This is a genomic window from Dyadobacter diqingensis (assembly GCF_024220585.1).
GTDB lineage: Bacteria > Bacteroidota > Bacteroidia > Cytophagales > Spirosomataceae > Dyadobacter > Dyadobacter diqingensis.
This window is the reverse complement of record NZ_JAMXKF010000008.1, coordinates 150,072-166,208: the sequence shown is the minus strand read 5'-3', so window position 1 is coordinate 166,208 and position 16,137 is coordinate 150,072. Positions and strand designations below refer to the sequence as shown.

Sequence of the window (16,137 nt, the reverse complement as noted above, 5' to 3'; positions counted from 1 at the left end):
AAATCATTTTTCACTAAGAAATCATATCCCAGATCAACGGTAAGATATTTTCAAATCGGGGCTAGCAGATATGAAACAATTTAAACAACCGTCTCCGGATCAGCCTTTTTTACTTTCCGTTTATTGAGCTTTCTAACTCCAAACCAAATCCCGGCTCCAAGCAATAAAAACGGCCAGATATCGATAGCCAAAAGGAACATTGTCAGCAGATTTTCCCAGCCTCTTGCAAAAGCAGCGCTTATCTGGTACGTAAATACGGTAGGCGTGGAGATATTTTTATAAAAATTGATCCGAAGTGTGGAAAACTGCACCTGGTCCGCTAAAAACTTTAACTGGCCTTCAAGAGACTCAATTTCCGTCCTGATATCCCCTAATTCTTTCTCGATGGATAAGACATCCTTTACCGTGGACGCCTTGCTCAGCAGTTGCCGATAGCGCAGTTCTATCTCTTTTTTCGTTTTCAGCCTGGCCTCATTGTCCAGATATTCGGCAGTGACATCTTTGACATCAATTTCTTTGTTGTCAAAATAAAGAACGTCCTTGGTTGCGGAGTTTAAAAACGCGTCAAAGTTGGCGGTTGGTATCCTTATTGTTAATTCGTAGCTGTCCTTATCAGCCAGGTTATTTTGTTTGTCGGCGGAGACATAAGCATTGTTCGCTGCAACAGCAGCCATGATCTGGCTCCTGGTTTTCTCAATATCGGGGGTCTCAAACAGGACTAATCCTTCCTTGATCAGTTTTCTTGAAACAGAAACTTCATTTACACGAACTGCTTCCTGTGGTGCGCCTCCCTGCGCAGGCGGAGGAACTTCCGCGAGGTCGACAGGCATGGCAAGTTGCTCTTCATTAGGCTTTTTTGCACATGAGGCAAAAACGAAAAGCGACAAAAAGAAAACTAAAATTTTCATAGCTAACAGGTCATTTAAGATACATTAAACAGGTGTTATATAAGTATCTTAAATATACGGCATTTTTGGAATAACCAAAACAAATCTTCGGTTATTCCAAAAAATAATTTCCTGTTCGTAAATGATCAGTCTGCTGATTATAATTCTTCAACACTCACACCGCCCAATTCCTGGAAAAGTGTCTGCCAGTAATGCGTTACATGCGGATTATTTTCTTTCGATGAAGCAGTCGCTTCGAAAGGAGAAACAATGGTAACCTGCGGTGAGCCAATGGCATATTTTTCAAGCTGCTTCACATCCGACTTAGCCTCCTCTTCCGCCTGAGCATCAGAAACGGGTGGTTGTTTGTGAAAATCACGACGATCGGCACCTTTTACGCTTTCAATCATGTCACTGAAATAATACACACTTACCTGCGCACCACTTTCTCCAGCTTTGGCAATTACCGGTAAGCTGGCCCAGATATCGGTTGACTGATTGGACGAACCTGTATTCTGCTGATTTAGTTTTAACAGCAACTGTCTGAGAAAAATACTTTTTTCCCGCTGCAAAGAAAGCTGGAATGCGGTTTCAATTGCCTCACGGTCGGTTGCATTGGCAGCTTCATTTATTTCCTTTTCGCTGCGGATCGTCAGCGACAGAGCCCTGGCTTTGGAGGTATTTTCATGAATAAAATACACTTCCAGCTTATCGCCCTTGTTTTTCATATTGGTTTCCATGATGTCCGTGAGCGTCTGACGGTACTTTTCATTGACATACGCCTTGTTGACATTAACACTTTGGGTTTTATCCAAAAAAATCAGGGTGTAAACCGGCGCGTCTGGAACCGTGGCTGCTTTTTCTTTTTCACCGCCACAGGCCGCGAGCAAAAAAACAAGTCCTGAAAGAACAGCATATTTGATTTTTGAAGAAGGATGCATGAGAAAACGGGGATTTTTAAGAGAAATCATAGCTCTGGATTTACGTAACGAAACTACTCAGATCGTCATAACCATACAACGCCAAACGGGATGGACGGTTTAATTATTTTATTAACACACAAAAATCCCTCCAGAACAAATCGTTTTGGAGGGATTTTTCAGTTTTATCTAAAAAACTGTGTTGAGAATCTTCTCAACCCTTATTCTGATCCTGGATCATCTGAACCAATTCTTCCGAAATCCCGGTCGAAGAATATCCGCCGTCATGGAAAAGATTTTGCATCGTAACCATACGTGTCAGGTCAGAGAACAACGAGATGGTATAGTTTGCACAATCGTCAGCCGTAGCGTTTCCTAACGGGCTCATTTTGTCTGCAAACTCATAAAATGCATCAAACCCACCGATTCCCGAACCCGCAGTTGTTTTCGTTGGAGACTGCGAAATGGTGTTGACACGAACATTTTTCGCCTTTCCATAACGATAACCAAAGCTGCGTGCAATACTTTCCAGCATTGCTTTTGCCTCCGCCATATCCGTATAAAAAGGATATGTCCGCTGGGCAGCAATGTAGGATAATGCCACAACAGATCCCCACTCGTTGATAGCGTCCAGTTTTTCGGCAACCTGTAAAAATTTATGCAGGGAAAGTGACGAAACATCAAGACTTTTAAGATACCAGTCGTAGTTAAGGTCACCATACTCTTTGCCTTTGCGGATATTTGCGCTCATACCGATGGAGTGCAGAACGAAATCCACTTTTCCGCCCAATACGTCAATCGACTGGGTATATAGTTTTTCAATATCTTCAACAGAAGTGGCATCAGCAGGAATAATTTGCGCATCACAAGCTTTTGCCAATTCGTTGATCGCTCCCATACGCATCGCGATGGGTGCATTCGTCAACGTGAATACGGCTCCTTCTTCTTTTGCTTTCAGTGCAACTTTCCAGGCGATTGAATTTTCATCCAAAGCTCCTGATATGATCCCTCTTTTTCCTTTTAATAATCCGTACGCCATGATTTCTTTATTGCTAATTACGAGTTAAAGCCTTTTTTGGGCCGACAAAGTAACAAAATTCTGACTGGTTAAACCACAAACCAATTTTACATAAAGTACTCCGTTTAAACGGGTCAAGGCTATTTTTTTACTTGTTCGACGGGTTTCAATAACAGTTTTTCTTCAAGAAATTTCTCCGTGGCGGCATAAACACCTGCCACGTCCTTCGACCTCAAATAAGAACCAATGACATGGTCGCCACTGTTTGGAAATGCCTTTTCAACTTTAAGATTTTCAGGCGTTCCAAGCTTCGGAAACATATCCAGCATTGCTTTTACCGATACCACCTGATCCTGCTCTTTTTCGTTTTTATAATAATAACCCATAAAAACGGGCATTTTAATTTTCTCAAAAACTTCCGGCCTGGCCACCAGATCAATGGTCTGCTGAAGAGCCATCAAACCATTGGTATTATAACTTTGCAACCAGAAATTTGCCCGATCAGGCTCAGCATCGGCCGATTTCCGGATATCCCCCATAAACCCGTGCAGTATTTGTTTCCCCCACGGACCGGTGATCAGTTTAATGGCAGGACTGGCTACGGCAATACACGGAGAGTAGAGGACAATACCTTTTATTTCAGGATTCGTGGAGGCCAGAAAAACGGTCAATAACCCTCCCGCCGACGTACCCACAACAATGACACTGTCGCCCAAAGCTTTTCCAATGGCCAAAGCACGCTTGGCTCCGGCAATAAAGTTTTCAGGTGTAAGATCGTCAAAAGCATTCGGGTCGCTGATACCGGCATCATGCATACGCGACAGATACAGGTTTGCGCCATATCTTTTGGCAAGATCTTTATGGATAGGGTCTCCCTCCGCCCAGCTGGCACCAAAGCCATGTATGTACACGATGCTATATGGCATTTTTTCCTTTTTGGATGTATCTGCCCAGACGATACGGGCCTGATTATCTCTTTTCAGGTCTTTTACTGCCGCTTCTGAGGTGTTAATTTCTTTTTCCAGATCAGGCAAATTCTGGGTAACCGTGGGCAGCGTAGCATCTGGCGCTGTGGCCGTTACTTTCGGGCCAGCAAAATACACAACGGCAAGAACTGCCAGTACGGCAATGAGCCAAGCAATAATTTTTAACATATATTATGATTTTTGAAGGTTTCTTTGCTCCGAAAGTTCGTTAGTTTTATACTGCATTCCAATTGTGCCTGAAAAGTCGGGTTTTATCTAAAAAAAGACAATCCGGTTTTTATACTTGTTTCCAAAAAAGAATACGATTTTTAAACCAATATTAATTTAGCCAGGAAAAAATGCCCAACCTCTTACTTGTCGAGGACGACGCCAATTTAGGACTTTTGCTTCAGGAATATCTGATCGATAAAGGATATCCAACGGACCTTGCTACCGATGGACAAAAAGGCTGGCAGTGTTTTGTGGATAACCAATACGATCTTTGCATTTTTGACGTCATGATGCCGAAAAAAGATGGGTTTTCACTGGCCAAAGAAGTCCGCATGAGCGGGCGTGACGTACCGATCATTTTCCTGACGGCCAAATCCATGAAGGAAGACACCATGCAGGGATTTCGTGTCGGTGCGGATGATTATGTAACCAAGCCTTTTGACCGGGAAGAACTTATCCTGCGCATTGAAGCCATTTTACGGAGGTACCGCAAACAGGCCGACCTTCCGGAAGAAAGTTCCGTTTTCCAGGTAGGAAATTACACTTTTGATTATCACCATCATCAGCTGACAGCAGACGAAAAGAGCACAAAGCTTACCAGCAAAGAATCTGAACTGCTCAAACTTTTTTGCCAGAACCTTAACCAGCCCATCAGCCGCAGTTTTGCGTTGAAAACCATCTGGGGCGATGACTCCTATTTTAATGCCCGGAGTATGGACGTTTACATCACCAAGCTGCGCAAGCATTTCAAGGAAGATCCTGCCATCCAGATCATGAATCTGCACGGAGAAGGTTTCAAATTGATGGTGGGGTAATGGGCAGAGCATTAGAGGCAAGGGGTACCGGAAAAGCAGAAAATACTTTGCCGTGAAACTCTAACTATTTCTCTGTGGTTCTCTTTGTAAGAAATTATTTACAATAAAGTCGACAGCGCATAGCTGATCGCCAAATAATAAAATGATCTACTTAACCCGTCGCCCGAGACGCAACCGAAAATCCTCTGCAATAAGGGATATGGTACAGGAAACCACGCTTCAGGTTTCTGATTTTATTTTCCCGATGTTCATTCAGGAAGGCACCAACCAGAAAGTTGAGATCAAATCCATGCCTGGTATTTACCGTTTTTCACTGGATACACTTCTGGAAGAACTGAAAGAGGTAACGGATCTGGGCATTCGTGCCATTGATCTTTTCCCGAATTATGCGGAAAACAAAAAGGATAAATATGCTTCCGAAAGTTATAAGGAAGATACTTTTTACCTGAAAGCCATCACTGCCATCAAGGAGAAATTTCCTGAACTGGTGATCATGACGGACATCGCGATGGACCCTTACAGTTCGGACGGACACGACGGACTGGTTGAAAATGGAGAAATCCTGAACGACGCAACCATTGAAATTCTAGGAAAAATGGGTCTGGCACAGGCGAGAGCCGGCGCCGATATTCTCGGGCCAAGTGATATGATGGATGGCCGTATCGGTTATTTACGGGATATTCTGGATCGTGACGGACATACGAATATCAGCATCATGTCTTATTCGGCGAAATACGCAAGCGCATTTTACGGCCCATTCCGCGATGCGCTGGAATCTGCGCCAAAGTTTGGTGATAAAAAAACCTACCAGATGAACCCGGCCAACAAGCGTGAAGCGCTTCTGGAAGCACAGCTGGATTTCTCAGAAGGTGCGGATATGCTGATGGTAAAACCTGCCTTGTCTTATCTTGATATCATCCGCCAACTGGACGAGAATTTCGACATTCCAATCGCTGCCTACAACGTGTCCGGTGAATATGCCATGTTGAAAGCGGCAGCTATGAACGGCTGGCTTGACGGCGACCGTGCCATGATGGAAGTGCTGATAAGCATCCGCCGTGCCGGTGCCAAATGTATTTTAACTTATTTTGCCAAGGAAGCTGCTGTGATTCTGAACAGATAGATTTCGAAAGCAATTATACTGTAACTTTAAATCACACTACGGGAGTTAAACCTCTCGTAGTGTGATTCTTATTTTCCAACAAAAATCAGCTATGAAAAAAAGGTACTCATTTTTATTCCTTTTAGGACTACTGCAAACCGGTGCAAACGCACAGGAAACCCGATTACTGAGGTTCCCGGCCGTGCATGGCAATCAGGTAGTATTTTCTTATGCCGGAGATCTTTATACCGTCCCCAAAAGTGGCGGTGTAAGCCGGAAAATCACCAGCCATCCTGGTTATGAAACTTTCCCGAGGTTCAGTCATGATGGGAAACAAATTGCATTTACAGGCCAGTATGATGGCAATACCGAAGTTTTTGTCATTCCCGCTGCGGGAGGTGAACCCAAAAGAATAACATACACGGCCACTTTGGGAAGGGACGATGTCGCCGACAGGATGGGGCCTAACAACGTTGTTATGGGCTGGACTCCGGATGACAAAAATGTTATTTACCGCAGCCGCGGAACTTCATTCAATGCATTCAAAGGAAAACTGTACAAAGCGCCGGTGAGCGGAGATTTAAGCGAAGAACTGCCGTTTTCAGTAGCCGGATGGAGCAGCTACAATGAAGACGGATCGAAGCTGGCCATGAACCGCGTCTTCCGTGAATTCCGTACCTGGAAATATTACAAAGGCGGAATGGCAGATGAAATCTGGATTTTTGACGTAAAAACAGGAAAAACGGAAAATGTTACCAACAATCCTGCGCAGGACATTTTCCCGATGTATTATAAAAACAAGGTTTATTTCCTGAGCGACAGAGATCGTACCATGAACCTGTTTGAATACGATACACAAAGCAAACAAACCAAAAAAGTAACCGATTTTAAGGAGTATGATTGTAAATTTCCTTCACTGGGAGACAACGCCATCGCCTTTGAAAATGCCGGATATATTTATTTGTATGACCTGACAACAGGCAAAACAGAAAAGCTTTCGATAACCGTTTCCGAAGATTTTTCATCAGGCCGCAACAAGCAGGTTGACGCCGCCAAAATGATTGACTCCTATGCCATTTCACCGGATGGGAAACGGGCAGCCCTGGGTGCAAGAGGAGACGTGTTTTCGGTTCCGGCTAAAAACGGGGTGACCAGAAATCTTACCCAAAGCAGCAACGCACATGACAGGAATGTGGAATGGAGTCCGGACGGGAAATGGGTCAGTTACTTATCGGACAGGAGCGGGGAGGATGAATTGTATATCCAGAAACAGGATGGCTCAGAACCTGCGAAACAGCTTACCAAAGGCGGCGGAAGTTATAAGTTCAATCCGGTTTGGAGCCCCGACAGCAAGTATTTGTTGTTAGCAGACAGAAATCAGGATTTGTACTATGTCGAAACCGCAACGGGAAATAAAACGCTGATCACCCATAACGACCACCGCGAAATTGACGATTATACCTTCGCGCCCGACAGCAAATGGATCGCTTACACCGAGCCGGGCAAAGCCAGAGAGTTTGATGTCATTAAATTGTACCAGATTGGCAGCAAGAAAACCGTGCAGGTGACCGATGGATGGTACAACAGCAATCAGCCGAAATTCAGCCCGGATGGGAAACTGCTTTACTTCGTGTCAGCACGCGATTTCAATCCGACTTACAGCAATACCGAATGGAACCATGCCTATAACAACATGGAAAAACCGTATTATGTGCGCCTGACTGCGGATGCGAAATCTTCTTTCCAGCTGGAAAATGACGAGGTAGCCGTAAAAACGGATAGTGCAACGGTTAGCAAACCGGAGATAAAAGACAGTAAAAACAAAAAGGAAGTCGCTAAAAAAGATGCGCCCAAAGCGGATGAAATTATCGTAAAAGTCGACGAAGAAAATCTGGCTGACAGAATCGAAAGTCTTCCGGTGACTGCGGGGAATTACAATAATCTTACAGCCAGTAACGAGGGTGTATATTATACCTCGAGTACCGTTGGGAAGGATCGTTCCCTCAAATTTTTTGGACTTAAAGACAAAAAGGAAAGTGAAATCGGTGATATCAGCGGTTATGTAGTGAGCCCGGACAGCAAAAAAATCCTTTTCCGTAAAATGGCCGACTGGTATATCGAAGACCTTGGCACATCGAAAATCGAACCGAAAAACAAGCTGAATCTGGACGGTCTGAAATTCAATACCGACGTGCGTGCCGAATGGAAGCAGATTTATGACGAAAGCTGGCGCCAGATGCGTGATTATTTTTATGATCCGAACATGCATGGCGTAAACTGGAAAGCGATGCATGATAAGTATGCCGCTTTACTGCCTTATGTAAATCACCGCAACGACCTTACCTACCTGATTGGTGAGCTTATTGGCGAATTGAATATTGGTCACGCATACACCAACCCGGGCGACAGGCCTGAAATTGAGCGTGTTAAAATGGGTCTGCTTGGCGCAACATTTAGTCGCGACAAAAGCGGATATTACAAAATTGAAACCATTTTATCCGGGCAAAGCTGGAACAAATCGCTGGTATCTCCGCTGCGGGCACCGGGTGTAAAAGTAAAAACTGGTGATTACATTATCAGCATCAACGGAAACGATGTAAAAAACTTCACCAACCTGTATCAGGGACTGATCGGCAAAGCCGGACAGACCATTGAAATGGAAGTGAACAGTGTTGCTTCTGATAAAGGCAGCCACAAGATTATCGTAAAACCAATTGCTGATGAGGCGGATTTGTATTACCACCAATGGGTACAAAATAACATCGCCAGGGTAAACAAGGCTTCCGGCGGCAAAGTAGGTTATGTGCATATCCCGGATATGGGTCCGGAAGGCCTGAATCAGTTTGCCCGCTATTTTTATCCACAACTTGACAAAGAAGCATTGATTATCGACGACCGTGGCAATGGCGGCGGTAATGTTTCACCGATGATCATCGAACGCTTGCGCCGTCAGCCGGGACTGGGTGCGATGATGCGTAACAGCAAGTCGGCCGTTGTGAAACCGGATGCACAAATCGGACCAAAAATCTGTCTGATTGATCAATATTCTGCTTCTGACGGAGACCTTTTTCCGTACCAGTTCAGATTCTATAACATCGGACAACTGGTGGGACAGCGTACCTGGGGCGGCGTTGTAGGTATTCGCGGTTCTCTGCCGTTTATTGACGGAAGCGATTTACGGAAGCCTGAATTTGCCCATTTCGCAGCAGACGGGTCTAAATTTATCATTGAAGGCGAAGGTGTTTCACCGGATATCGAGGTAGTCAACGATCCGCACCAGGAATATCTTGGAAATGACGTTCAGCTTGACCGCGCTATCGACGAAATGAAGAAAAAAATAGCCGAATCAGGTCAGAAAGGTGTGCCCAATATTCCAAAATTCCCGAATAAATCCGGCAATTGATCCTTTCAGGAATTATTTCATACCATTTAACATTAAATCAGGCAGAGTTTACGGGCTCTGCCTGATTTTTTTGTTGTTTTGGGGAAATTGTTGAGGCTTAAATTCCGGCTCACCCAAAATGAATTCTAATCTCAGTTCTGAAAAAATATATCAACCATCCATTACGCTATGAAAAAATTCCATTTGGCTTTCCTTTCCGGATTGCTCCTTTGCAACCTCCCGGCATCGGCTCAAAAGAAAACCGCCCTTCCGCCTGAATTCCATATCAAACAATCAGAAACGGAAGCTCATATCCGTTTTCTGGCCGCTGACGAACTTCTGGGAAGACGCACGGGCGAACAAGGGAATTTGATCGCGGCAAGATACATCGCGGAGCAATTCCGGAAACTTGGCGTAATTCCGGTTCCGGGCAACACTTCTTCGGGAACCTCTGGTTATTACCAGAATGTCCCTTTTGAAAAAATGGGATCTAACGGTAGCGGAGAAATCATTGCCGACGCCGAAAAATTGAAAAGCGGGGAGGACTGGATCCTCATGAACGGCGATGCTATTGACGTTACTGCTCCTTTGGTTTATGCCAGTTATGGTCTTGAAAACACTGAAAAGGGCTGGGATGACTACAAAGGCCTGGACGTAAAAGGAAAGATTGTGCTGGTACAAAGCGGTACGCCTGATGTGCAGACACCTTCCGAGATTATCGCTTCGTCGGCTGAAAAAAGAAAGCTGGCCGCGGAAAAAGGAGCTCTGGCAGTCATCGAATTGTTTAATGCGCCGATGCCCTGGAATATGGTCAACCGCTATTTTGCGGGCGAGCGTATTTCTTTGGCTGAGTCAGCCACTACCTCCAAATCCATTCCCCATGCCTGGGTTAATGGAAAGGAGGCGAAAATTACGCGTGCGCTTCGTGGGGTACAAACGGTGACATTTAAAACATCCGGACGTAAAAGTCAGATTGTAAACAGTTACAACGTCGCAGGTTATATCCCCGGATCAGATCCTGTTTTGAAAAGTGAATACGTATTGTTGACCGCTCATTACGATCACGTGGGTGTTGGGAAACAAGGCGGACAGCCGTTTACGCCTGAAGACAGCATTTTCAACGGAGCACGCGACAATGCCTTCGGGACCGTTGCCTTATTGACAGCTGCCGAAGCTTTGGCCAAAAATCCACCCAAACGCTCCGTTTTAATCGTCGCCCTGACGGCAGAAGAAGTGGGTTTGCTGGGAAGCCGTTATTATGCCGCTCATCCGTTACTACCTTTGAACAAGTGTATTCTGAACCTGAATTCAGACGGCGCAGGGTATAACGACACCACCATTGTATCCGTCATGGGTTTGAATCGGACTGGTGTAAAGACTGAAATTGAAACTGCCAGCAAGGCTTTCGGACTAAATGTTTTCGCCGATCCGTCTCCTGAACAAGGATTATTCGACCGGTCTGATAACGTCAATTTCGCGAAGGAAGGCATTCCTGCGCCAACGTTCACGCCAGGCTTCAAAGAATTCAACGGTGATATCATGAAGAATTACCACCAGGTTTCAGACAATCCGGAAACCGTTGATTTTGGTTATTTATTAAAATTTTGTCAGGCCTATGCCTACACCGTTCGTCTCGTTGCCGATCGTAAAACAGCTCCGCAGTGGATTGCCGGAGACAAATACGAGGCTGCGGCTAAAAAGCTTTATGGGAAGTAAAAGTTGCATTACTTTATAAACAAGAGAAGCCCGGTAGTAGCTACCAGGCTTCTCTTGTTTTGCCACTAATCAATTCGCAAAGATTTTGGCATCATTTCCTTACCGCGCACCCGGAGGGCAGTTCTTTTTCAAATAATCGGTAAATAAAGTTTTCAGGTGCAATGATGTTCCTTCACCCTCATAAATACCGTGAGAACGATTAGGATAAGGCATAAACTGGAACACTTTGTTGTATTTGATCAGCTCGTTTACCAACATTTCGGCGTTCTGGTAATGCACATTGTCGTCGCCTGTTCCGTGGATATACAGCAAATTTCCTTCCAGATTTTTGGCATTCGTAATCGGTGAACCCTTTACAAAATCATCCAGGTTTTCCTGAGGAATACCCATGTAACGTTCCTGATAAATGTTATCATAAGTAAGCTGATTTCCAACAGCCGCCACAGCAATACCTGTTTTGAATATTTTCGGATATTTAAACAAAAGGTTTAGCGTTGAAGAACCGCCGCCACTCCATCCATGAACCGCTACACGGCTGGTATCAATGAACGGATATTGTTTAAACATGGACGTCGCGGCACCTGCCATATCTTTAATATTGATCGTACCGATGTTGCGGTAAATCGATTTGCGCCATGCACGGCCTTTCGGCGAAGGTGTTCCTCTGTTATCAATCGAAGCATAAATATATCCGTCCTGAGCCATACTTCCGGCGTAAAGGCGGTTACGGCCCGTTCCATAACTGTCATGAACCGTGCTCGAAGCAGGCTCTCCATATACTGAAAATACAATCGGATATTTTTTTGCAGGATCGAAATTATTAGGTTTTACCATCCAGCCATCTACTTCTACACCTTCCTCGGTTTTAATTTTGAAAAACTCAATATCAATACCCGCCGGTCTGATGCGCATCATCGTCTGGCTGATCGAATTGTTTGGATCTATTGATTTATGATCCGGAAGCGTGATCCACTCCATCATTGGCGCCATACGTGCATTTGAAAAACCATGCGTCGCAAATTTTGCCTCAGGAGAAATTTCATAACGGTGTGTTCCGCTCTGGTCGGCCGGGGATAAACGCTGGGCTTCTCCCTTTCCATCCAGGGGTGCGCGGTACAAATATTCCTGCGTCGCGTTGTCTGGCGATGCGGTGAAATAATAAGCGTTGTTTTTTTCATCGATTAAAACAGGACGGATTACATCATATTTCCCGGTGGTGATCAACGTTTCTTTTTTCCCGTCACGACTTACCCGGTACGCATGTCTCCAGCCATCTTTTTCACTCACCCATACAAATTCTTTCCCTTCATTAAGCCAGTCCCATCCGGCCGGACTATCTTCCCAGCGGCTTTTTATATCGATCCAGGCCTCGTCAGTTTCAGAATAAAATGCTTTCGAAACACCTGTTTTAGCGTCAATATACATCAGCGTGCTCGCGTTTTGTTTACGGTTCAGCTGCTGAACAACCAGCTCATTGGCGCCGCCCGACCATTCCATACGCGGCACATACGTATTCTGCGGATCACCCGGAATATTCATCCATTTGGTTTTGGCAGAAACCACGTCCACAACCCCGATTTTATAGGGTGAAGGCGTTTGTCCTACTTTCGGATATTCAACCGGAATGGTATAGGAATAGATCGAATCCGTTGTATTGATCATCAGGAAATTACGGATCTTCCGTGCATCCAGCTGCCAGTAGGCAATGGTTTTGCTGTCCGGGCTCCAACGGAAACCGTCACGGCAATCAAATTCCTCTTCGTAAACCCAGTCAAAAGTACCATTGATCACGCGGTCCGTTCCATCCGTCGTAACTTGTTTGCTCTGACCCGTTAGAAGATCTTCCGAGTAAATATTGTGCTTACTGACATAGGCAACCTTTTTCCCGTCGGGAGAAAACTTTGCAAACATCAGCGACGATGCAGGACGCCCCTTGCCCAATTGTTTCAGGGTATTGGTCGTTAAGTCCAGCACCCAATAGTCGCCTTTGGTGTCATAACGCCAGACTCTTTTCGCATTCGTGTAAATCAGCACCTTATTCCCGGCCTGATTGAAAGAATAACTGCGTATTTCCAGCGACTTATCCGAACCTTTCGGTGTGAGCTGCTGCTTGGAAACGACCACCCTGGACTGTTCGCCGGGCAATTTAATTTCTACGATCTCGCCTTGCGCCAGATCTCTGTAACCACTGCCATCGGCTAACCACTGGAAATTATCGGGTATTTGCGCAAATAAAGGAGAGGAAAGGATAACAAAGACTACTGCTTTGATCAAATGCTTCATTTGTGAATGGATATGAATTAAATATTATACGAACAATTGCTAATGCAATTTTAACACTTTGATTTGCAAAATCCCATGCACAGGTCATAATCGCATGACAATAAGCAATTTTTGGTAAAGTTTCCCCACCAAAAATTGCTTCCTGCGCTCCGAACATTATTTTTCCTCCTCAGGATCCGGCTTGATATCCTTCACACGCGACCGCCGCTGCTTCCGCAAGGCTTCGCTCAACAAGTATTCTATCTGTCCGTTTACGCTTCTGAAATCCTGTTGCGCCCATGCCTCGAGTTCTTTCAGCATGTCGGGATTGATCCGTAAAACGAACGCTTTTTTTTCTGCCATATCAAGGATACAAGGTACCTGCGTTCAACACAGGAGTAACCGATTTTTCACCACATAAAACAACCAGCAGATTACAAACCATTGCCGCTTTTCGTTCCTCATCCAGCGTAACAATTCCTTTTTCTGAAAGCATGGCTAACGCCATATCCACCATACCCACCGCTCCGTTTACAATCTGGCGGCGCGCAGCCACAACCGCAGAAGCCTGCTGACGCTGCAACATCGCTCCGGCAATTTCAGGCGCATAAGCAAGGTGGCTGATACGTGCTTCGAGAACGTCCACTCCAGCCCTACTCAACCGCTCAGTCAGCTCAGCTTCAAGCATTTCATTGATTTTTCCACTACCATCGCGTAAAGTAAATTCTGGAACTTCCACTTCTTCGGCCTCCATGGTATCGTACGCATAAACCCCGGCCAAATGACGTACCGCAGCCTCCGACTGAATTTCCACATATTTGGTGTAATCATCTACCTCGAAGGAAGCTTTGGCCGTATCTCCCACGCGCCATACAACAACCGCAGCGATTTCGATCGGATTTCCAAGTTTGTCATTCACCTTCAATTTTTGTCCGTTCAGGTTTCTTGCGCGCAGGCTTATTTTTTTCCGTCCGAATAGTGGGTTTACCCAACGTAGTCCACCTTGCTTCATCGTACCCATATAATCCCCGAAAAACATAGTAACCACAGCTTCATTTGGATTCACTACAAATAATCCCTTTAAAAGTATAGCACCAATTACGGAAATTAGCACTCCCAGTATAGCCGCCTTAGTGGCGACTCCCGCTCCTATAATCATCATGATCAGGCCTATTCCCAGATGTAAATAGCCAGAAACTGAGTTTAATTCTTTTTCATTCATAGCTTTAAATGTGATAGTAAAATGATATCACAATGTTATCAAAAACCTTTCATTTAATTTTATAAAAAATGATAAAAAAATCCCAAAGCCGCTGACTGGCTTTGGGATTGGATGAATGGTAATTGTAACTAAAAACTGAAATTAATCGGAAGATTAAATTTAACCCTCACTTTCTTACCCCTCATCCAGCCGGGTTCCCATTTCCCACTCATCTCACTAACTACGCGCAGTGCCTCCTCGTCCATGCTTTTATGCACTCCTTTAATTACCTGGTAATCACACAGCGTGCCGTCCTCGCAAACCACAAATGATGTAAAGACCCTCCCTGAAATACCTGCTCTGGCTGCATCTTTGGGATATTTTATATTTTTCCCTAAAAATTTATACATCTCAGAAAATCCTCCCTGATATTGTGGTTGTATTCCCAGCTCCGTATACTCAATTGTCTCTCCGTCCATATAGGACGTTCCTTTCACGAGTTTTCCACCCGTATACAGCTCCTCAAACAACTTCGTGCCATCTTTTAACTGGCCTATCCAGATTCCTTCTTTCAAACCCGCTTTGACAGTTCCCCGATCATAAATTGTTTGCTCATGATAGGTTTCTGTCGCAAATTCTCCCTGACCATTTCCATCTTTAACCAGCTGATTGCCTGAAACATCCCTAAAATCTTTAAGCAGGGGTACGGCTGATGAACCTTTTGAAAGTTTCGGGTTTTCAGTAATGCTTGTAAGCTGGCCGTTCTCATACCATTTGGTTTCCTGCCATACGCTGTTTGCAGTAATTTTCATTGATTTAACCATCCCATCCAAATAATATTCTTTCTGGATGTCCGGTTTCCCGCCATAGCTGAATTGATTTATGTAAAGTATTTCGCCATTCAGTTTACGATCCACAACCTGAAAAACAGGCACATCATACCAACCTTCACTAGAAAACGTACGTACTGCCTGTACCGAGTCGGTAATTTCGTTTTTCCGCCAGTATTTTTCCTCTTTCAGGATTATTGAATGTTTGATATTCCATCCATCTGATGTCTTTTCCTGAGATAAAATATTGCCGTTGACAAAACCAAAGTCATCGACAGGAATATTCATCCTGTACTTACTCGTCTTGTTGCCCGATAATTGTTTGCCCCGCCTATCGTAATAAACATTCAGGCACTTTTTCTCTTCATCGTAGTTCAGTAGAGGCTCTGATTTGAATTTCACCGCAATTTCCACAGCCTGACGTACTTTTTCATTTTTAATCTCAGCGGGTTTCCACGCTCTAAATAAGCTGACCACACGCTTGGCCTCAACATCACATAAGGAATCTATTCCCGAGACAATTTGCACCTGAGACGCACTCCCGTCCGTTTCGATAACCGCTTTAATCATCACATTTTTATCCAGTCCTTTCGCAGCCGACTTTATTGGTATCCGTAGATTGGAAGAAAAATAATAATCAAGAATGTCCTTGCCACCGGATGGTTCGGCTACTTTTTCAACTTCGTTGTTCTGGTAAACTTTTTGTGCAAAACATGTTGACGTAAAAAAAATAAGGAAGAGGGTTATGTTTTTCATTATTCAAATTAGTGTTATCGTACTTTCCAGCCAATTGGTGACAGGTTTTTAT

The 16,137-nt window shown here is 44.5% G+C and carries 12 protein-coding genes; 4 read left to right on the top strand and 8 right to left on the bottom strand.

What is annotated here, in order from left to right:
* Positions 1 to 80: 80 nt before the first annotated feature.
* The 4 genes from M1L62_RS20650 to M1L62_RS20635 form a co-directional block, all read right to left on the bottom strand.
* On the bottom strand, positions 81 to 908 hold the full coding sequence (locus M1L62_RS20650; RefSeq protein ID WP_254561522.1) for a DUF4349 domain-containing protein: 828 nt from the start codon (positions 906 to 908) through the stop codon (positions 81 to 83).
* A 137-nt stretch (positions 909 to 1,045) separates the two neighbouring features.
* On the bottom strand, positions 1,046 to 1,828 hold the full coding sequence (locus tag M1L62_RS20645) for a hypothetical protein (protein WP_254561521.1): 783 nt from the start codon (positions 1,826 to 1,828) through the stop codon (positions 1,046 to 1,048).
* Between the two features lie 193 nt (positions 1,829 to 2,021).
* Positions 2,022 to 2,846, bottom strand: a complete 825-nt coding sequence (locus M1L62_RS20640) for an enoyl-ACP reductase FabI (protein WP_254561520.1) — start codon at positions 2,844 to 2,846, stop codon at positions 2,022 to 2,024.
* Positions 2,847 to 2,965: 119 nt separating this feature from the next.
* Positions 2,966 to 3,979, bottom strand: a complete 1,014-nt coding sequence (locus M1L62_RS20635) for an alpha/beta hydrolase (RefSeq protein WP_254561519.1) — start codon at positions 3,977 to 3,979, stop codon at positions 2,966 to 2,968.
* A 170-nt stretch (positions 3,980 to 4,149) separates the two neighbouring features.
* Here M1L62_RS20635 and M1L62_RS20630 point away from each other — a divergent pair, with 170 nt between their 5' ends.
* From M1L62_RS20630 to M1L62_RS20615, 4 genes are all read left to right on the top strand, one after another.
* On the top strand, positions 4,150 to 4,836 hold the full coding sequence (locus M1L62_RS20630) for a response regulator transcription factor (protein WP_254561518.1): 687 nt from the start codon (positions 4,150 to 4,152) through the stop codon (positions 4,834 to 4,836).
* 142 nt (positions 4,837 to 4,978) lie between these two features.
* The gene (gene hemB / locus M1L62_RS20625) at positions 4,979 to 5,959 is read left to right on the top strand and encodes a porphobilinogen synthase (RefSeq protein ID WP_254561517.1); all 981 of its coding nucleotides are present in this window, start codon (positions 4,979 to 4,981) and stop codon (positions 5,957 to 5,959) included.
* Between the two features lie 91 nt (positions 5,960 to 6,050).
* The gene (locus M1L62_RS20620; RefSeq protein ID WP_254561516.1) at positions 6,051 to 9,341 is read left to right on the top strand and encodes a S41 family peptidase; all 3,291 of its coding nucleotides are present in this window, start codon (positions 6,051 to 6,053) and stop codon (positions 9,339 to 9,341) included.
* Between the two features lie 168 nt (positions 9,342 to 9,509).
* A complete protein-coding gene (locus M1L62_RS20615; RefSeq protein ID WP_254561515.1) occupies positions 9,510 to 11,036 on the top strand; it encodes a M20/M25/M40 family metallo-hydrolase in 1,527 nt (508 codons plus the stop codon).
* A 99-nt stretch (positions 11,037 to 11,135) separates the two neighbouring features.
* On the opposite strand, the gene M1L62_RS20610 is transcribed toward M1L62_RS20615, so the two are convergent.
* From M1L62_RS20610 to M1L62_RS20595, 4 genes are all read right to left on the bottom strand, one after another.
* Positions 11,136 to 13,319, bottom strand: a complete 2,184-nt coding sequence (locus M1L62_RS20610; RefSeq protein ID WP_254561514.1) for a S9 family peptidase — start codon at positions 13,317 to 13,319, stop codon at positions 11,136 to 11,138.
* Between the two features lie 156 nt (positions 13,320 to 13,475).
* Positions 13,476 to 13,661 carry a type II toxin-antitoxin system antitoxin gene (locus M1L62_RS20605; protein ID WP_254561513.1) on the bottom strand — a complete coding sequence of 62 codons (186 nt, stop codon included), beginning with the start codon at positions 13,659 to 13,661 and terminating at the stop codon, positions 13,476 to 13,478.
* Position 13,662: 1 nt separating this feature from the next.
* Positions 13,663 to 14,520 (bottom strand): SPFH domain-containing protein, encoded by an 858-nt coding sequence (locus tag M1L62_RS20600; protein ID WP_254561512.1) that lies wholly within the window; start codon positions 14,518 to 14,520, stop codon positions 13,663 to 13,665.
* A gap of 128 nt (positions 14,521 to 14,648) precedes the next feature.
* On the bottom strand, positions 14,649 to 16,085 hold the full coding sequence (locus M1L62_RS20595; protein WP_254561511.1) for an energy transducer TonB: 1,437 nt from the start codon (positions 16,083 to 16,085) through the stop codon (positions 14,649 to 14,651).
* Positions 16,086 to 16,137 lie beyond the last annotated feature (52 nt).